The organism is Herbaspirillum autotrophicum, assembly GCF_001189915.1.
GTDB lineage: Bacteria > Pseudomonadota > Gammaproteobacteria > Burkholderiales > Burkholderiaceae_D > Herbaspirillum > Herbaspirillum autotrophicum.
Genome location: NZ_LFLS01000006.1, coordinates 43,004 through 62,258, shown reverse-complemented (window position 1 = coordinate 62,258; position 19,255 = coordinate 43,004). Strand labels below are relative to the sequence as shown.

The 19,255-nt window shown below is 55.3% G+C and carries 18 protein-coding genes; 6 read left to right on the top strand and 12 right to left on the bottom strand.

Going from position 1 to position 19,255, the window contains the following annotated elements; translation table 11 throughout:
• Position 1: 1 nt before the first annotated feature.
• The 3 genes from sdhD to AKL27_RS06565 all read right to left on the bottom strand — a co-directional run bounded on the left by sdhD (position 2) and on the right by AKL27_RS06565 (position 1,710).
• Positions 2–367 carry a succinate dehydrogenase, hydrophobic membrane anchor protein gene (gene sdhD / locus AKL27_RS06575; RefSeq protein ID WP_050462001.1) on the bottom strand — a complete coding sequence of 122 codons (366 nt, stop codon included), beginning with the start codon at positions 365–367 and terminating at the stop codon, positions 2–4.
• A gap of 1 nt (position 368) precedes the next feature.
• Positions 369–779 (bottom strand): succinate dehydrogenase, cytochrome b556 subunit, encoded by a 411-nt coding sequence (gene sdhC / locus AKL27_RS06570; protein ID WP_050462000.1) that lies wholly within the window; start codon positions 777–779, stop codon positions 369–371.
• Between the two features lie 145 nt (positions 780–924).
• Positions 925–1,710 (bottom strand): GntR family transcriptional regulator, encoded by a 786-nt coding sequence (locus AKL27_RS06565; RefSeq protein ID WP_050461999.1) that lies wholly within the window; start codon positions 1,708–1,710, stop codon positions 925–927.
• Positions 1,711–2,114: 404 nt separating this feature from the next.
• Here AKL27_RS06565 and AKL27_RS06560 point away from each other — a divergent pair, with 404 nt between their 5' ends.
• The 5 genes from AKL27_RS06560 (at position 2,115) to AKL27_RS06540 (ending at position 9,065) form a co-directional block, all read left to right on the top strand.
• Complete coding sequence (locus AKL27_RS06560; protein WP_050461998.1) at positions 2,115–3,104, top strand: malate dehydrogenase; 990 nt, start codon at positions 2,115–2,117, stop codon at positions 3,102–3,104.
• A 149-nt stretch (positions 3,105–3,253) separates the two neighbouring features.
• Positions 3,254–4,261 carry an HpcH/HpaI aldolase/citrate lyase family protein gene (locus AKL27_RS06555; RefSeq protein ID WP_050461997.1) on the top strand — a complete coding sequence of 336 codons (1,008 nt, stop codon included), beginning with the start codon at positions 3,254–3,256 and terminating at the stop codon, positions 4,259–4,261.
• An 8-nt stretch (positions 4,262–4,269) separates the two neighbouring features.
• Positions 4,270–4,791, top strand: a complete 522-nt coding sequence (locus AKL27_RS06550; RefSeq protein WP_050462122.1) for a hypothetical protein — start codon at positions 4,270–4,272, stop codon at positions 4,789–4,791.
• Positions 4,792–4,910: 119 nt separating this feature from the next.
• Positions 4,911–7,604: an aconitate hydratase AcnA gene (gene acnA, locus AKL27_RS06545; RefSeq protein WP_050461996.1), complete on the top strand. Its 2,694-nt coding sequence runs from the start codon at positions 4,911–4,913 to the stop codon at positions 7,602–7,604.
• 225 nt (positions 7,605–7,829) lie between these two features.
• The gene (locus AKL27_RS06540; protein ID WP_050461995.1) at positions 7,830–9,065 is read left to right on the top strand and encodes a DUF2863 family protein; all 1,236 of its coding nucleotides are present in this window, start codon (positions 7,830–7,832) and stop codon (positions 9,063–9,065) included.
• Positions 9,066–9,188: 123 nt separating this feature from the next.
• On the opposite strand, the gene AKL27_RS06535 is transcribed toward AKL27_RS06540, so the two are convergent.
• The 9 genes from AKL27_RS06535 to flhD form a co-directional block, all read right to left on the bottom strand.
• Positions 9,189–9,695, bottom strand: a complete 507-nt coding sequence (locus AKL27_RS06535; RefSeq protein WP_050461994.1) for a chemotaxis protein CheW — start codon at positions 9,693–9,695, stop codon at positions 9,189–9,191.
• A gap of 21 nt (positions 9,696–9,716) precedes the next feature.
• Complete coding sequence (gene cheA / locus AKL27_RS06530; protein WP_050461993.1) at positions 9,717–11,846, bottom strand: chemotaxis protein CheA; 2,130 nt, start codon at positions 11,844–11,846, stop codon at positions 9,717–9,719.
• Between the two features lie 55 nt (positions 11,847–11,901).
• Positions 11,902–12,267, bottom strand: coding sequence for a response regulator (locus tag AKL27_RS06525; RefSeq protein ID WP_050461992.1), 366 nt, complete (start codon positions 12,265–12,267; stop codon positions 11,902–11,904).
• 156 nt (positions 12,268–12,423) lie between these two features.
• Positions 12,424–12,978, bottom strand: coding sequence for a hypothetical protein (locus AKL27_RS06520; protein WP_050461991.1), 555 nt, complete (start codon positions 12,976–12,978; stop codon positions 12,424–12,426).
• A gap of 96 nt (positions 12,979–13,074) precedes the next feature.
• Positions 13,075–14,001: a flagellar motor protein MotB gene (motB, locus tag AKL27_RS06515; protein WP_050461990.1), complete on the bottom strand. Its 927-nt coding sequence runs from the start codon at positions 13,999–14,001 to the stop codon at positions 13,075–13,077.
• Between the two features lie 34 nt (positions 14,002–14,035).
• On the bottom strand, positions 14,036–14,896 hold the full coding sequence (gene motA, locus AKL27_RS06510; RefSeq protein WP_050461989.1) for a flagellar motor stator protein MotA: 861 nt from the start codon (positions 14,894–14,896) through the stop codon (positions 14,036–14,038).
• A 163-nt stretch (positions 14,897–15,059) separates the two neighbouring features.
• On the bottom strand, positions 15,060–15,845 hold the full coding sequence (locus tag AKL27_RS06505; RefSeq protein WP_050461988.1) for a class I SAM-dependent methyltransferase: 786 nt from the start codon (positions 15,843–15,845) through the stop codon (positions 15,060–15,062).
• A gap of 52 nt (positions 15,846–15,897) precedes the next feature.
• Positions 15,898–16,476, bottom strand: coding sequence for a flagellar transcriptional regulator FlhC (flhC, locus tag AKL27_RS06500; RefSeq protein WP_050461987.1), 579 nt, complete (start codon positions 16,474–16,476; stop codon positions 15,898–15,900).
• 128 nt (positions 16,477–16,604) lie between these two features.
• Positions 16,605–16,922, bottom strand: a complete 318-nt coding sequence (gene flhD / locus AKL27_RS06495; RefSeq protein WP_050461986.1) for a flagellar transcriptional regulator FlhD — start codon at positions 16,920–16,922, stop codon at positions 16,605–16,607.
• Between the two features lie 810 nt (positions 16,923–17,732).
• Between flhD and AKL27_RS06490 the strand changes: the two genes are divergently transcribed.
• Positions 17,733–19,232, top strand: a complete 1,500-nt coding sequence (locus tag AKL27_RS06490) for an amidase (RefSeq protein ID WP_232310920.1) — start codon at positions 17,733–17,735, stop codon at positions 19,230–19,232.
• Positions 19,233–19,255 lie beyond the last annotated feature (23 nt).

Here is a 19,255-nt window from a genome sequence, read left to right as displayed (position 1 = left end):
ATTACACTCTCCACAGAATCTGCGCCGCCCATCCGGCGCAACCGATCAGCCACAGGATCGTGGCAACTTGCAGTACCAGACGCAGAGCGGCTGGTTTGACGTAGTCCATCCAGATGTCACGAACACCGATCCAGGCGTGATAAAACAGCGCCATGAATGCGACGAAGGTAGCGATCTTGAACCATTGATGTGTGAACAGACCGGCCCAGCCCTCATAGCTGAAGTTGGAACCAGTCAGGAAGGTCACCAGCAGGATGACGGTGTACAACGCCATCACCACTGCCGTTACGCGTTGCGCCAACCAGTCACGCAGGCCGTAATGCGCCCCGACGACCAGTCGGTTTGGTCCGATATTATTGTTTGCCATTTTAGAATACTCCGAACAATTTCAACGCCACCAGCACAGCCAGCGGCAGACTCACGATCAGTACACTGGCAGCGGACTTGCGTGCACTGACTTTATCCAGACCAATGTGGTTGTCCATGATCAGATGGCGAATGCCGGCACAGAAGTGATGCAGGTAAGCCCAGGACAGACCCAGAATGATCAGTTTGACGAACCAGTGTGTGGTGAAGCCGCGGAAATACTCGAAGGAAATTTCGGACAGCAAGCTGTTATCCAGCAGATACAGGATGAACGGCAACATCAGGAACATCAGCAGACCGCTGATGCGGTGCAAAAACGACACCACGCCGGCCAGCGGCAGACGGTAACCAGCAAGTTGGGTAATGTGTATGTTACGAAATTGTGGCCGTTGCGGCTTGGCGGCTTCTGACATAACAAGGTTCTCCTCAGATTTAAAACAATCCTGCAATTTTCGCTTATTTCGCGAACCATCACCAACACTTATTCTGCTTTGCAATAAATATAATCGCTTGACAGGCGGCCCCGAAACACGAGCCGCTGGATACGGAAGGATCAGATCAGCTTAACTCGCTCTGGTAGTGATAACTCGACGTCAAATACAAGCCTCGACGCATTTCCACCGGCTTGTCGCCGTAGGTAAATGAAGCACGATCAACACTTAACAGGGGAGCGTGCAGTGCCACTCCCAGTAACTCAGCCGATTCCTGATCCGCGCCGACAGCGCGAATCTGTTCTTCCGCGCGGATCATGCGCGTACCGAACTCGGTTTCGAACAGGCCGTACAATGGCCCTTTGTATTCAATCAGACGCTCGGCGGTCAACCCTTTGAACATCAGCCCCGGCAGCCAGATGTCTTCCAGAATGGTCGGCACGCCGTTGAAGGATTTTACCCGCTTGATGAAAATGACGGAGTCGCCCGACTTGATATCAAGCTGGCGCGCCACTTCTGCCGGCGCGCGCATGCGCTTGACCTCGATGATCTTGTTGTCAGCCCGTTGCGGCCCTTCGACATCCGGCATCAGGCGCAAAAAACGGAACTGCGCATGGGTTTCATGATGCGTCGCAACAAAAGTACCCTTGCCTTGCCGCCGCACCACCAGGTTTTCGGCAGCCAGCTCATCGATTGCCTTGCGCACGGTCCCTTGGCTCACCTTGAAACGGTTGCCGAGTTCGACTTCGCTGGGAATCAACTCACCCGGTTTCCATTCACCGGACTCAAGCCGCTGCGTGATGAGCGCCTTGATTTGCTGATAGAGGGGACTGAAGGTAGGAGATGCTCCGGCGACACTGACGCCCACGCTTTGCGCGTCGCCATTATTCAAATTGGGCAGGATGGAGCTCATAACCCCGGATTTCAACACAAAACACCCCTCCCCGTCCAGTACAAACTACGCAATAATATGTCTTATATAAGATATAGGATTGTGATTGACATCCTGCAAACGCAAGCCTAAACTCGCGCACATCATTTTGCGGAATTGCATTTTGTCGCGCGCACAACCGACCAAACAAAATGCGAATCAGTTTGCAAGGCAATCCCGGCCCCGGCGGCCGGCATGAAATGCGCGAAACAAACTGACTCGCCGCTGTTTCATCGGTATGATGACAGGCTCTGCAAGAATACGAAGTAATGCCAATATCTTTACGGATAACGGCAAGAAGTTGCACCGCGTCTCTGATCGACGGACAAACGCAGACAGCTTCGCAGCAATTGAACCGCTTTCTATCACCACTTTGGAGATTCAACATGGCTAAAGCCCCCAAGCGTGTTGCCGTCACCGGCGCCGCCGGTCAAATCGGTTATTCCCTTCTGTTCCGCATCGCCAATGGCGACCTGCTCGGCAAAGATCAGCCGGTCATTCTGCAATTGCTGGAAATCCCTGACGAAAAAGCACAAAAAGCGCTCAAGGGCGTCATCATGGAAATTGATGACTGTGCCTTCCCGCTGCTGGCTGGCGTAACTGCCCACAGCGATCCGCTGACCGCATTCAAGGATGTCGACGTTGCCTTGCTGGTTGGCGCCCGTCCGCGCGGCCCAGGCATGGAACGCAAAGATCTGCTGGAAGCCAATGCCCAAATCTTCACCGTGCAAGGCAAGGCACTGGACGCTGTCGCTTCGCGCGACGTCAAGGTACTGGTGGTCGGCAATCCGGCCAACACCAATGCTTACATCGCAATGAAGTCGGCCCCCAACCTGCCGGCCAAGAACTTCACCGCCATGCTGCGTCTGGATCACAACCGCGCACTGTCGCAAATCGCAGCCAAGATCGGCAAGCCGGTAACATCGATCGAAAAACTGTTCGTCTGGGGCAATCACTCGCCAACCATGTACGCTGACTACCGTTATGCAACGGCTGACGGCGCATCGGTCAAAGACACTATCAACGATCACGACTGGAACAAGGATGTGTTCCTGCCAACAGTCGGCAAGCGCGGCGCAGCGATCATCGAAGCACGCGGTCTGTCGTCGGCCGCCTCGGCTGCCAATGCTGCCATTGATCACGTACGTGACTGGGTGCTGGGCACCAACGGCAAGTGGACCACCATGGGTATCCCTTCCGACGGTTCTTACGGTATCCCTGAAGGCACCATGTTCGGCTTCCCGGTGACTACCGAGAATGGCGAATACAAGATCGTTCAAGGCCTGGAAATTGATGCATTCTCGCAAGAGCGCATCAACGTCACGCTCAAGGAATTGCTGGAAGAGCGCGAAGGCGTCAAGCATCTGGTAGGCTGATTCTGGCCGCCGGCGCGGCGGCAGCAACTTGCCGCCGCGCATTTATTTTTAGATTTTCGGAAGCGCCGGATAAGCAAACCGCGCAGTGCGATCCCAGGATTGAACCGCCGCAGCTTAAACTGCCAATCCACATTTGGAATACAGCAGCAATGCACCCCACCCAGGTCTTGTTCCCAGGCACCCGACAACCGGTTTCGTTACCGGTTTGTGATCATTACGCCGGTTCGGAAAAACTGATGCGCAAGTCGATCGCCCTGCAACAAGAACTTGGCCCGTTGTTCGATATCACACTCGATTGCGAAGATGGTGCCAGCGCCGGCAACGAAGCGGCACACGCCCGGCTGGTGGCAGATCTGGCTGCCGGCGACGACAACCATTTCGGGCGCATCGGCGCCCGCGTTCACGATGTCGGCAGTCCGTTTTTCGCGCAGGACGTGGCAAGCATTTGCAGCATCGCAGCACCGCGACTGGCATATCTGATGTTGCCCAAGGCCGACGGACTGCAAGATGTACTCACCGCATTAACCACCATCAATCACTACAGCCAGCCGGCCGGGCGCACAGCGCTGCCACTGCATGTACTGATCGAAACTCATGGCGCACTGGCCGATGTGCGGCAGATAGCTGCCCTGCCCCAGGTGCAATCGTTGTCGTTTGGCGTGATGGATTTCGTTTCCGCACACAACGGCGCCATTCCTGGCAGCGCCATGCGCTCACCGGGACAGTTCAATCATCCGCTGGTAGCGCGCGCCAAGCTGGAAATCGCTGCTGCCTGCCATGCGCATGGCAAGGTGCCGTCGCACAACGTCACCACCGATTTCAAGAATCCGGCCACCGTCATCGACGACGCCCGTCGTGCCGCCACCGAATTTGGCTACACCCGGATGTGGAGTATCCATCCGGATCAGATCCGATCGATTGTCAGCACGCTGTCGCCCGCCAGCCAGGAAATCGATGAAGCCACACAGATTTTGCAGAAAGCCAGCAGTGTGCAATGGGGGCCGATCCAGCATCACGGCGTGTTGCATGATCGGGCCAGCTATCGTTATTACTGGTGCATTTTGCAGCGCGCGCATGCCGCCGGCGCACCACTGACCGAGGCGGTAAAGCAATGGTTCCAGCCACCGTCCTCTCCCACTTCAACTACCCAGCATTGATGATCACCATGAAAAAATACCTGACCGCACTGACGCTTCTCGGCGCGCTGTTTGCCACCGCGATGCCGCAAGCCTACGCCCAGACCACTGACGCGGCGCCGGCCAAAAAGACGGTCAAGAAAAAAGCGCCCGCAAAAAAGGCAGCGCCAAAAGCAGCAGCTGCTCCAGCTGAGAAAATGGCGTTTTCATCCGATGCCGAAGATGATGAATTCGAGCCGGATATGGGCGGCACCAAGTCGGCAGAATTTGATTGCGAGCTCGGCAACAAGCTGACCATTTACAAGAACGATGCCGACGACAAGCACATTGCGATTCGCTGGAACAAGCGCATCAACCGCCTGACTCGCGTATCCACCACCACCGGCGCCAACCGTTTTGAAAACCGCAAGGTCGGACTGGTCTGGATCGGCATTCCTGCCAAGGGCATTTTGCTGGACTCGAAAAAGGGACAGCAACTGGCCAACGAATGCAAAAATGTTGAACAAACCAATGCCGCCGGAGCTGCTGCAGCCGCTGCCCCAAAAAGCTGAAAACGTCGTCACCGCAATATAAAAAGCATTTGCATCACGCAGTCCCGTATTTGCGACGGATCTACGTTCGTCGCGCTAACAAACTATCAATATCATCTGCAATTTAAGGAGAAGAGGCCATGTCCCGCAATACATTGAACACCCTAAAGGAATTCAAGATTTCCGGATCCAGGAAAGGCAAGTTCTATTCACTGCCTGCACTGGAGAAGAAGCTTGGCATCAACATCTCCCGCCTGCCGGTGTCGATCCGTATCGTGCTGGAATCCGTATTGCGTAACTGCGACGGCCAAAAAGTAACGGAAGAACACGTCAAGCAACTCGCCAGCTGGAGCGCGACTGGCGCCCGCACTGACGAAATTCCTTTCGTCGTGGCACGCGTCGTGTTGCAAGACTTTACCGGTGTGCCACTGCTGGCCGATCTGGCCGCAATGCGCAACGTCGCCAGCAAACTGGGCAAGAACCCGAAGAACATCGAACCGCTGGTACCAGTTGATCTGGTGGTCGACCACTCGGTGCAGATTGATCACTTCCGCGAGAAAAAAGCGCTGGATCTGAACATGAAGCTGGAATTCCAGCGCAACAACGAGCGCTATCAGTTCATGAAATGGGGCATGCAGGCATTCGACACGTTCGGCGTGGTGCCACCAGGCTTCGGTATCGTCCACCAGGTCAATCTGGAATATCTGGCACGCGGCGTCCATAACAAGACCGGCGTGTACTACCCTGACACACTGGTCGGCACTGACTCCCACACCACGATGATCAACGGTATCGGCGTAGTCGGCTGGGGCGTCGGCGGTATCGAAGCCGAAGCCGGCATGCTGGGCCAACCGGTGTACTTCCTGACACCTGACGTGGTCGGTGTCAACCTGACCGGCCAGTTGCGCGAAGGCGTGACGGCAACCGATCTGGTGCTGACCATTACCGAGTTGCTGCGCAAGACCAAGGTCGTCGGCAAGTTTGTTGAATTCTTCGGTGAAGGTACCCGCTCGCTGTCGCTGACAGACCGTGCCACCATCGCCAACATGGCACCGGAATACGGCGCCACCATGGGTTTCTTCCCGGTCGACGAAGCTACCATCAGCTACTTCAAGGGCACCGGCCGCACCAAGGCAGAAATCGACGCGTTCGAATCCTACTTCAAGGCGCAGAACCTGTTCGGCATTCCAAAAGCTGGCGACATCGACTACACCAACGAAGTGTCGCTCGACCTCGGTACCGTGGCACCATCGCTGGCAGGTCCGAAGCGCCCGCAAGACCGTATCGAAATCGGTAACGTCAAGGCCAATTTTGCTGAACTGTTCGTCAAGCCAGTAGCTGAAAACGGCTTCAACAAGAAGATCGAAGATCTGGATGCGACTTACACCAACACCGACGGCGTCAAGGTCAAGAATGGTGACGTGCTGATTGCCGCCATCACTTCCTGCACCAATACATCGAACCCGAACGTATTGCTGGCAGCCGGTTTGCTGGCGAAGAAAGCGGTCGAAGCAGGCCTCAAGGTATCGCCGCACATCAAGACTTCGCTGGCGCCAGGATCGCGTGTCGTGACCAAGTATCTGGAAGCAGCCGGCCTGTTGCCATACCTGGAAAAACTGGGCTTTGGCGTGACCGCTTATGGTTGCACCACTTGCATCGGCAATGCGGGCGATCTGACACCGGCAATGAACGAAGCGATCACCAAGAACGACATCGTGGCGTCGGCCGTGTTGTCGGGTAACCGCAACTTCGAAGCGCGTATTCACCCGAACATCCGCTCCAACTTCCTGGCATCGCCACCGTTGGTTGTGGCTTACGCCATCGCTGGCAACGTCAATGTCGATCTGATGACACAACCGGTCGGCAAGGGCAAGGGCGGCAAGGAAATTTTCCTGGGCGACATCTGGCCTACTTCGCAGGAAATCGAGAAGCTGTTGAAGTTTGCGATGAATGCCAAGACCTTCAAGGAAAACTACGCCGACGTCAAGGGCGCACCAGGCAAGCTGTGGGAACAGATCAAGGGCGTCGCCGCCGGCGAAGTCTACGATTGGCCGAAGTCGACTTACATCGCAGAACCACCGTTCTTCGAAAACTTCACCGAGCAACCGACGGCAGCTGCCACCGGCATTACCGGTGCCCGTGCACTGGGCGTGTTCGGCGACTCGATCACTACCGACCATATCTCCCCGGCCGGTTCGATCAAGGACACCAGCCCGGCAGGCAAATGGCTGCTGGCCAACGGCGTACTCAAGGCTGATTTCAATTCCTACGGCTCGCGCCGCGGCAACCATGAAATCATGATGCGCGGTACCTTCGCCAACGTTCGCATCAAGAACCTGATGGTTCCTGGCGTCGAAGGCGGCGTGACCATTCATCAGCCAAGCGGCGAAGAAAAGTCGATTTACGATGCAGCGATGCAGTACATCGGCGACGGCGTACCAACCATGGTGTTCGGTGGTGAAGAATACGGTACCGGTTCGTCCCGTGACTGGGCCGCCAAAGGCACGCAACTGCTGGGCGTCAAGGCTGTGATTACCCGTTCGTTCGAACGCATTCACCGCTCCAACCTGGTCGGCATGGGCGTATTGCCACTGCAATTCCTTGGCAACGACAGCGTGCAGACGCTGGGCATTACAGGCGAAGAAACATTCGACCTGAAGGGCCTGGAAGGTGAAATCAAGCCACAACAGGAAGCGACGCTGGTGATCCATCGCAAAAATGGCGAAACGCAGGAAGTCAAACTGCTGTTGCGCATCGATACACCAATCGAAGTCGACTACTACAAGCACGGCGGCATTCTGCCATTTGTGTTGCGTCAGTTGTTGGCTGCTTAAGTTTCAGGCAGCAGCAACAACTCCTCTCGCCAGCAGCATGGCGAGAGATAAAAAAACGCCGGCCTCGTCCGGCGTTTTTTTATTGCCGTCCGGTATTGCAGGTGGCCGTCTGGGCCATTGCGCCAGCACTCTTGCAGATGGTCATGGATTCTTTAGCAGATTCTCATCGCACGCGAGTGAATCAACTACAATAGAGGCCTTCATTACCAGACTGTCAATATCATCATGCGCCGCCCTGCCAAACGCCTTTCCCCCAAGCTTTCTGCAGACAGTCAGCGACTGATCTCTTTTTCTCAGGCTATCGCGCAATCTTCCAGCAGGTTGGAAGAACGTGCCTGGGAAAAACCGTTGGACAACCTGCTTCACAAACAATTGAAAAGCAGTCATCAGGATCTCATCGATGCTGCGCTGGACAACTTGTTCAAGAACGATCTGGATGCCTACGATGTGCTGGTCGAAGCAGTCGAGGCCAATAGTGAATCCTGCTCGCTGGAGCATAACGGCGTGCACTACGACGTGCAATTGCTGGCCTTGCCGGTATTGGCATGGACCCGCTTTTCAATCGCCTCCGGCACCATGCCCGGCGACATCACCAACGCCCTGTTCGCGCACATGCACGCACATCTGCTGGCGCCCGGCGTGCAACTGGCAATCTCGCCAACCCTGCATGCGATCGAACAACTGCCGCGTCATCACGCAGAAGTGTTTGCCCTGACCCAGCGCATGGGCCTGGCCGCACTGAACAAAACCGCGCTGTCCGCTACCACCGAACAAACGCCGACGGCACCGTTTCTGGCCGATACGCGTTACCTGATCGCCGCCGTGGCCACACCCGCCGGGCACCCGATGTTTCGCTGGCAGAGCGTGGAGAATCCACAGCAATTCGCGACTGAAAAGAGTGCCGCCATGGAGGCGTGGAATACCCAGGTAACGCCGCTGCTGACACGTTTCCTGCCCGGTTGCAATGTCGAGTTGCTGCTGCCGCAAGCCTACTATTTTGCCTGCCGCGAAGCGGATAAACGGATTCGTCCGGCAGCGATTCGTGCCGCTGATCACTACCTGACGCAAACGCTGGATATCGCTTCCAGCGACCTGCACGCCAGCATCGGCGGATTCGGCGAAGATCTCGGTGGCCCGCTCGATGAGTACCGCATTGGCTTCACCTTGGGCGCAGATGACAATGTGGTCTACGGGATTGTCTGGCCGCTGTATGAACAGGAAGATGGCAATGACATGATGCCGCCGTCAGTGGCCGATGAAACGCTGCCGCGTACACCGATTGAAGAAATTCTTTCGGCTCTGCGTGAATGCGGCATCGTGCACGTCAAGCTGCATGCAGAACGGTTTGCCATGGAGTTTTGTGATGATTGCGGCACGCCGCTGTTCCCGAATCCTGACGGTGATCTGGTGCACGCCGAAATGCCGGAAGACATGCCGGCCAGTACCGAGCACTTTCACTAACGCCGGCACGCTCAGGGCTGCTCAGCCCTGATGCAAAAAAAATGGACACATGCCGCTGAGCCAGGCGGCATATGTCCAGATCATGGCAGAGTGCCGCATGCGGCGACTCTGTCAGCGGCAGTATCAGGCTGCCAGTTTTTCGATCAATCCCATGTCAGTGCTCGACATCAGTTTGTCGATATCCACCAGAATCAGCATGCGCTCATCCAGTGTTCCCAGACCGATCAGGTAATCGGAATCAAAGGTCGTTCCCATTTCAGGAGCCGGCTTGATTTGTTCCGGCGACAGGGTAATCACATCCGATACGCTGTCGACCACCATGCCGACCACGCGACCGGAAATGTTGAGGATGATCACGACCGTGAACTGATCATAGGTCGGTTCGCCCAGATTGAACTTGATGCGCATATCGACGATCGGCACGATGATGCCGCGCAGATTGACCACACCCTTGATGAAATCCGGCGAGTTGGCGATACGGGTAACGGCTTCGTAGCCGCGAATTTCCTGTACCTTCAGGATATCGATACCGTACTCTTCCTTCCCCAGGGTGAAGGCAAGAAATTCATTTCCTGCGCTGTCGGCCTTTTCACCAAAGCCGGAAATGTTTTTCGAGATATTGTCTGACATGATAATGGCCCTTATAAAAAATCAGGAAAATACGGATTCGTCACTCAATTGCCTGCTTGAACGCAGTAATGCGGCAACATCAATAATCAAGGCAACGCCGCCGTCACCCAGAATGGTCGCACCGGAAATGCCGGCAACCTTGCGGTAGTTCGACTCCAGATTCTTGACCACGATCTGTTGCTGCCCGACCAGATCATCCACGAACAATGCAGCTTTCTTGCCATCCGACTCGAGGATTACCACCAGCCCCTGCGACGGATCGGTGAAGGTCGGTTCGATATTGAAAATCTGATACAGCGGAATCAACGGCAGATACTCGCCGCGCACCTTGATCACCTGCCCTTGCCCGCTGATGTCCTTGATGTCCTGGGTCGCCGGTTGCAACGACTCGACCACATAACCGAGCGGCAGAATATAAATCTCGTGGCCGATACGGATCGACATGCCATCGAGAATCGCCAGCGTCAATGGCAGCGAAATCGAGATCGTGGTGCCAAAACCCTTGCTGGAACGAATATCGACCGCACCGCCCATGGCCAGAATATTGCGTTTGACCACATCCATGCCAACCCCGCGCCCGGACACATCGGTGACCTGTTCGGCAGTGGAAAAACCGGGCTCGAAAATCAGTTGCCAGACATCGCCGTCGCTGATGGTGTCGGACACCGGCATTCCCTGTTGCCGCGCCTTGGCCAGAATCTTGTCGCGATTGAGACCGCCACCGTCATCCGTGACTTCGATGATGATGTTGCCGCCCTGATGTTCGGCCGACAGCGACAAGGTACCGTAATCCGTCTTGCCTGCCGCCAGACGCGCTTCCGGCAACTCGATGCCGTGATCGATACTGTTGCGCACCAGATGCGTGAGCGGATCGACAATCCGTTCGATCAGCCCCTTGTCGAGTTCGGTCGCAGCGCCATGCGTGACAAACTCCACGCGCTTGCCGAGCTTGGTCGCGAGATCGCGCACCATGCGCGGGAAACGCGAAAATACATAATCCATCGGCATCATGCGAATCGACATGACCGATTCTTGCAGGTCACGCGTATTGCGGGTCAGCTGACTGACACTGTTGAGCAAATGCTCGTGCAGCATCGGATCCAGCGCACCGGTACGCTGTTCGATCATCGCTTGCGTGATGACCAGCTCGCCGACCAGATTGATCAGCTGATCGACCTTTTCCACGCCGACCCGGATCGATGAAGATTCATGTGCCGCCGGCTTGCCATCGGCCTTGGCGGCTTTTTTCTCGACGGCCTCGGTCAGTGGCAGCGTATGCTCTTCAGTTTCGCGCTCGACTTCGGCCGGCTTCGGCTTGTCGGTATCATGCAAGGGAACGAAGGGCTCGAAAAAGCCATATCCGCGCTCACGGTCAGTCGCATTGAGCGGCACGAACGGCGCGAAGAATCCGTAACCACGCTCTTCATCCGTGGCATCGAGCGGCACGAACGGTGCAAAAAATCCGTAACCTTGCTGCTCTTCCTTCGAGGGCGCAGCCACCGCCTGCGAAATCTTCAGATCATCGGCATTGACGATGAAGGAGCAGATGGCCACGATATCGTCGACGCTTTGTGCCGTATCGAGCACAAACACCCAATGGTCGTCCTCCGACTTGCTTTTCTCCAGCTTGCCCAGCAGCGTCATTTCCTGGGCCAGTGCCTCAGCGTCGCGCTCCGACACGGCCGGCAATTCGATCCGGTAGCGATGCACACCGCCAGGCCCCACCAGCGGCTGCGGCGCTGCACCTTTCGGCTGAACCGTGGCGCCCTTGGATAACGATTGCAACAGCATGCGCACGTCGGCGACGGCTTCCTGATCGACCACCGCGCCATGGCGATGACCGTCCAGCATCGATTTCAGAATATCCTTGGCGGCCAGAAAGGCGTCGACATGCTGCGCCGTCAACGCCATCTCTCCCTGCCGGATACGATCCAGCAGGGACTCCAGCACGTGCGTGATTTCTGCCAGATCGGACAAGCCAAACGTGGCGGCGCCGCCCTTGATCGAGTGGGCAGCGCGGAATACCGCGTTCAAATCTTCTGAATCTGGATCCGACACATTGACGGCCAGCAAAAGCTTTTCCATTTCGGCAAGGCCCTCCTCGGCCTCGTCGAAAAACACCTGGAAAAACTGGCTCATATCAATGGTCATGATTGGGCTCCGTCATAGATGCTTTACGTGTATTTTTATCGTTGATTATTTAACACTAGCCAATGACTTTCTTGACTACTTCCGTCAGCCGCTGCGGATCGAACGGCTTGACCAGCCAACCGTTAGCTCCTGCCGCCTTCCCCTTGGCTTTCATTTCATCGCTGAACTCGGTGGTCAGCATCAAAATCGGTATCCGTTGATAACTGGTCAACGCACGCAGCGAACGTATCAGCGTAAGACCATCCATGCGCGGCATGTTCTGATCGGTCAATACCAGATCGAATGTCTGCATCTTGGCTTTATCCAACGCATCCTGGCCGTCCACGGCTTCCGTCACCTGATAGCCTGCCGCCTTGAGGCTGAACACGACCATCTGGCGCAGCGACCCTGAATCGTCTACCGCAAGAATTGTTTTAGACATTGTTACTCCCTGTTCTTCATTTGCGGGTATAAATTACAGAATTCATTATGCCGCATCCTTCAGCAAAAACCACCAGCGGGCACAGTGTAAATTGGCTTATTCGGCAAATATACCTGAGCATTCGCGAGGAAACGGCAGATCGTGTTGCATCCCGATCTAAAACAGCTCGACATCGCCGCTTTCCATGCGGGTCTGACGCACCGTTTTCCAGATGCCGCTCTCCAGCTCCGCGAACCGCTGCTCCATCGCTTCTACGGTATTTTTCAAAAGATTTTCCAGATCTTCCGCAGGCTGCACGGCATCCGGCATGATCTCGAAACTGTTCGCACTGAGCACGCCCAGTGCATCGCGCAGGCCAATCACCCGTCGCACGATACGCTCAAGCAGCTGACTGGTCATATCCTGAAACTGCAACCCGGTCACCGCGGCATTCACGTGCGAATCGATCTTTACCTGAATCACTTTCAATTGCTCGATATCGTCATCGGTGATGCCCGTACCGGCCCCCATCACCAACTCCACTGCCTGCTGCTGAGTGACCACTGCCTGGTGCAAATCCACAAAACTGGCACCCAGCTTTTCAATCGCTTCGCCCAGCAGAATATTCGTTTGCACCAGATCAGACTCGACTTCAGTCAGTTGCCTGCTGCCGCCGCTTGCCGTATCAAGCAGCAAGCGTTTAAGCTCATGCAGCATTCTCTTTGTCGGCATACGAGCCCTCCTAGTAAACCGGGCCGGCGCAACATCCATGTCCGGTGATCCCGCGCCGCACTAACGGCACCTCCATTACAGCATCCTGTCTGCCACCTAACGTTTTTCCGACGTCGTCAAACCATCTTTGATGTCGGACTCGTTGGTCACTTCCAGCGACCCGCTGTCTTTTTCTACCAGTTCCTCGGCCTTCTTGTTCATCACGATGATGCTGATGCGGCGATTGATCGGGTTGAACGGATCTTCTTTATCCAGCAACACCGCCGATGACAACCCCACTACCCGCAACATCTTGGACTCATCCATGCCGCCGGAAATCAGCTCGCGCCGCGAAGCGTTGGCACGGTCAGCCGATAACTCCCAATTACTGTAGCCCTTTTCACCGCTGGCATAAGGGGTGGCATCAGTATGTCCGGATAAACTGATTTTATTCGGTACGTCATTCAACGTTTTACCAATTTCATGCAGAATATCTTTGGTGTACGGTTGCAAATCCGCCTTCGCCAACGCAAACATCGGCCGGTTCTTTTCATCCACGATCTGGATCCGCAACCCTTCCGTCGTGATATCCAGCAGCAGTTGATTCTTGAACTGTTTCAAGGTCGGGCTGGCTTCAATCGCCTGCTCGATCCGCTTCTTCAGATCATCCAGCCGTGCGCGCTCGGCCTTTTCCAGTTCGGCTTGTGCGGCCCGCAGACTGCGCTTGGTGACGGTGTCATTTTCGCCTTTGCGCAACTGTCCGTCCTGGCGCGTCAAGTCCTTGCCGCCGCCGGGAATCACGGTATTGGCATCACCGCTGCCGGAGCCGCCGGCCATCGCCACTTTGAGCGGTGTTTTGAAATATTCCGCAATCCCGTTCAGATCGCCCTTGGCCGTGGAGCCAAGCAACCACATCAGCAAAAAGAACGCCATCATCGCGGTTACGAAGTCGGCGTAGGCAATTTTCCATGCGCCGCCATGGTGGCCGCCGCCACCCTTTTTGATGCGTTTGACAATAATGGGACGTAGCCCTTCGTCGGCCATGTCTCTACTCCTGCTGGTTATCGGTCATGCTGGATTACTTGCCTTTGGACTGTTTCACGTGCTCTTCCAGCTCAAGGAAGGAAGGACGTTCAGTCGAGAACAATACCTTGCGGCCGAACTCGATCGACAGTGCCGGTGCATACCCGTTCAAACTGGCCAGCAACGTCACTTTGACGCACTGATAAATCTTGGTGGATTCGTGCAGCTTCTGTTCCAGCAAGCTCGACAGCGGACCAACGAAGCCGTATGCCAGCAAAATACCGAGGAAGGTACCGACCAGCGCATGCGCAATCAGCATACCCAGTTCAGATGGCGGAATACCCACCGATTCCATGGTGTGCACCACCCCCATCACCGCTGCCACGATACCGAATGCCGGCATACCGTCACCGAGCTTGGCAATGCAATGCACCGGGATTTCACCTTCGTGATGATGCGTTTCAATTTCGTTGTCCATCAGATTTTCAATCTGAAATGCATCCATGTTCCCCGACACCATCAGGCGCAGGTAATCGGTCATGAATTCAATCAGATGATGATCCGCGAGCACACCGGGATATTTGCTGAAGATGGGACTGGCTTCCGGCTCTTCGATATCGCCTTCGATCGACATCAGACCTTCTTTACGCGATTTGGTCAGAATCTCGAACAGCAACGCCATCAGCTCCATGTACAACGCTTTGGTGTAACGCGATCCTTTGAAAACGGTAGGCAAAGCCTTTAACGTCGCCTTGATGGCCTTCGTATTGTTCCCGACCAGAAAAGCACCGCCTGCGGCACCCCCGATCATCAGCAACTCGATAGGCTGAAACAATGCCCCGAGGTGTCCTCCGGCCATCGCAAATCCGCCGAAGACGGATGCCATGACGATGATATATCCAATTATGACTAGCAAGTGCCTGCTCCCGTCCCAGTGGCGTTCAGTTTTTACATTGATTCAGATTACATGCAATCGGGTGAAGCAAACGATTGAATACATGTCAGAAAGGTGTCTTTCATTTCCAATTACGGCAGAAAACATAAAAACTTGATAAAAGTGCGCGCGAAATGTAACACGACTAACGCTTGCCGCCCATATGCCATCCGAACAAAATCGGACCACGTTCCTGCGGCCGCACCTGAAAATCAGGCGGAACGCCGCGGATCGGGAATTCATAACTCAACAGCAAACTGCCAGGCCGCATTTCAGCCGCAGCTTTTTGCCACAAGGCGGTCATTGCCGCCGGCGACAGATACGCAAAAATCACGTCGTAATCGGCAAATGCCAGGCGCGTATAGTCGCCGCGAATAAAATTGCCGCGACTGTGCAACAAACGCGCGCGCAGACGACTCACCAGCCACGGCAACGGCGCCAGCTCGATACCGGTAAAAGTGCTGTCAGGTCGCTGCGCCGCCAGATGCAATACCGCGCCCCCCAAACCGCTGCCAATATCAATCACGCGCAATGGCCGGCCTGACGGCAGCAAGCCGGCGACGGCATCCCATACCGGACGTCCAGATGGATAAAACGGTACCTGACTGCGAAAGGTCGACCAGAACAACAACAACAAAAACAGAAAGCCGCCCAGAAACAGCGCCGGCGGCAAGTGCAAGGCATTGACCAGCAACACGGCGATCGGAAAAAGGAACAGCATGACCGGCCACCAGCTGGCCATGCGACGCCAGCGCGCAATCAGTGCCGCCAGCGCACCATGCAAGACGGAGAAGATCAAAGGGGAAAGTACGAAGCCGGCGACGCGACCGAAGATTTGACTGGCGACCAGCGCCAGCATGAAACTGATGCACAACACGAATAATGCCTGCACTGCGGGAGCCTGCAACAGCGGCCTGCGTTCCTGCTTCATGCGACTCTCCACGACTCAGATGCGCGCAGAGCCGCAATACATGAAAAAGAAATCAGGCAACGGCTTCCATTGCCATTGCTTCGCGCAACGACAACGCGACTGCATCCTTGGCTTTTTTTGTTTTCCCGGCCCGGGAAGGCATGTGACACAGACCGCACAGATAATCCTGATGAAGATCGAGGCGATGCACGACGAAGTGACCGCTGCATTTGCTGCATGGCGTCGTCGCCAGCATTTTGCTCTCAAAAAACCGTACCAGCGTCCACGCCCGGGTCAGCGACAATACGGCCTCATCGCCCTCTGCTACTTGCCCGGCCTGTTCGAGATAAAGTTTGTACGCTTTCATGACGGCTTCGATGCCGGAGATTTTTGCGTATTCGATGAGATATTTGTGAATATTGATGAACAGCGAGGAGTGAATGTTCGGTTGCCAGGTAATGAACCAGTCGGTTGAAAAAGGCAGCATGCCTTTCGGCGGTGAGACACCCTTCAATTCCTTGTACAGCTTCAGCAAACGCTCCCTTGACAGCGAAGTTTCCGACTCCAGCAATTGCAACCGTGCGCCCAGATTGATCAGCTCGATGGCCAACTGAATCTCTTGCGCCTCTGTTACCACGCTTTTCTTCGCCATGTTTCACCCCGATATTTTTCGTTGCAGCTTATGCTGTTCAAAGACTTGATTCAGAAACGGACAACGCCGCACACCCCCGGCTGGTTGACTGAAGCAGCCCCGACCGCCTGAAAACACAGATATTTAAGCTAGGAAATTTGCTCGACTGGCTGGCAAGCCATCAAAATGGCAGCATGCGATTGGGCGAGATTCTTGTCTTTATTGTAATTGGTGAGCATGCCGAGAATTGAACCGTCGTCAAACCGGAACCGGGTCAGCATCATATTGGTGCCTGCCAGTTTGAGAATTTGCGCATTGCTCAATCCCAGAATCATGTCAGCGATCTCGTCGCTGATGCCAAGGCGAAATATTGCAGTGGCCTTGTCGGATCGGATCATCTGCTGCGCGAGCATCAGATAGCTCAGATTGGCATCGCGGATTTCCGCCATCATGTCATTTGTATTCATTTAGCCCCCAAACTCAAAACTGCTTACTACCGGTTACATTTTCTTACCGGTAAGCCGATTCTGATGGCGCGGAGCATAGCAGGGAATTAGTGCCTGTCGGTATTTTATGTGGGACAACTACCGACAAAATTTGTAGGTGTTAGTCCTACAATAATTGGAAACTAATTTTTTTGAAGAAATTAATCCGGCTGCAAGCCTTGATATATACAACAATTCCACACAAAAACATTTCCCAAAGAAAATAAATTTCCATGTGGAATGACGATTAAAAGTTGCCATTTCACAAACTAAATCTGTTGTGAAAAAATGTAACAGTCAGACCGGATGTTGCCATGGCACGACTGTTTTACCTCTGTGACGGTAACTTTTACATCGAACCTGTTCAATGGAGATAAGGAAAACTCAAAAAATTCCCAACTCTTACAAATTATTACGAATTTTCTTGATGGCAAGTAAACTGCTGACGACAGCCTGACAACACGAGTATTTGCGATGTTGCCGACCGGGAATGCGCCGCGCCCCATGCTTCTGCCTTGAATTCTCTATTCCTGCCCGCCCCGGATAATGCGAAGACGCAAGACTGGCCACAGCCGGACATGGTGCCATTGATTGCGGACCAGGGCAACGCCCCGACAATCCCCGCCCCGTTCAGAATCAGTTCGCCACGCCGTCAAAACACCAGATGCATTCTGTTTTCCGACTGCCATCTCAAAATGTGATTTCCCTATTTGCGCACCCTAAGTTAACCTGCATTTGCGGACAGCTCAAACTGCCACGCACAAAAACTATAAATGCAAGGGGGGAATTTTCATGTCGCATTCTTCAATGCAGCGGGGATTACTCGCGACCGCCGCCGGCGGTTTATGCAGCCTCACCGCAAGCGCTGCCGTGGACTTGCTCAGAAAACGCGAGATATCGCCCGTCGATCTGGTCGAGGCGGCCATCAGTCGCATCGAAGCCATCGATCCGATCATCAATGCCCTGCCAATCCGCCGCTTTGAACAAGCCCGTGTCATTGCCCGCGCGCTCAAGCCGGCAACCGCCGCCGAATTGGAAAAACCGGGCTGGCTGGGAGGCTTGCCGATTGCCATCAAGGACTACAACGATGTCGCTGGCTCACCGACCACCTACGGCTCGCCGATTTATGCCGACAATATCGCCAAGCGCTCGGATCTGACCGTCGCCAATCTGGAACAAAACGGCGCGATTGCCATTGCCAAATCGAATGTGCCCGAGTTCGCCGGCACGAATACATTCAACACCCTGTTCGGTTCTACCTTGAACCCCTGGAATACCGAACTGACTGCCGGCGGCACTTCCGGCGGTTCGGCTGCCGCCCTCGCCTCCGGCATGATCTGGCTGGCAACCGGCAACGATATCGGCGGCAGTGTGCGGATTCCTGCCAGCTATTGCGGCATCGTCGGCATGCGCCCCAGCACCGGACGGGTGCCGCGACCAACCTCACTGGCGCCATTTGATACCTTGTGGGTCGAGGGCCCGATGGGCCGGTGCGTAGCAGACGTGGCCCTGATGCTGGACGCACAATCCTACTTCGACTCCCGCGATCCGCTGTCGTGGCCGCCCCCCGCCATCCCCTATGCGAATGCAGTACGAGCTCCGCGAGCGCCGCAACGGCTTGGCTACACCGGCAATCTGGGCCTCGGAGAAGTCGAACCGGAAGTCGACCGTTTATGCCGAAACGCCGCGCTTATCTTCGCTGATGCCGGGACCGCAGTAGATGACGCTCATCCTGATTTCACCGGTGGCTTCGAAGCCTTTCAAACCTTGAGCGCCAACCTGATCACCATCGTTCGCGGCTCGCTTTACCAGATCGGCCACCAGCGCGTGTGCCCGGAAATTATCGGCGACATCAGAAAAGGCCTGCAGCAAAACGGTGCCGATCTGGCGCATGCCGAACGCTTGCGCGGAGAGTTGTTCATACGTCTGACGCGATACTTCGAGACCCACGACATCCTGGCTTGCCCCACCGCATCGGTGGCCCCCTACCCGGTGACGCAGCGTTTTCCGGACAATCGTGAAGGTACCGCGCAGACTTCCTATCTGGACTGGATGTACCTCACCTTTGTACTTTCACTGACAGGCTGCCCCAGCATTTCGGTACCGATCGGCACCACTTGCGATGGGCGCCCGGTTGGTCTTCAGTTACTGGGAAAACCGCGGGGCGACTTCGAACTGCTCAGCGCAGCCCGAATCCTGGAACAATTGATTGGAGACATTGCGGTCCGCACACCGGCAAGTGCGGCGAACGACCCGATGGAATTGGCAGTGACATGCAGTACTGACATGTGACAACAGAGTCAGCCGTGCTGCCG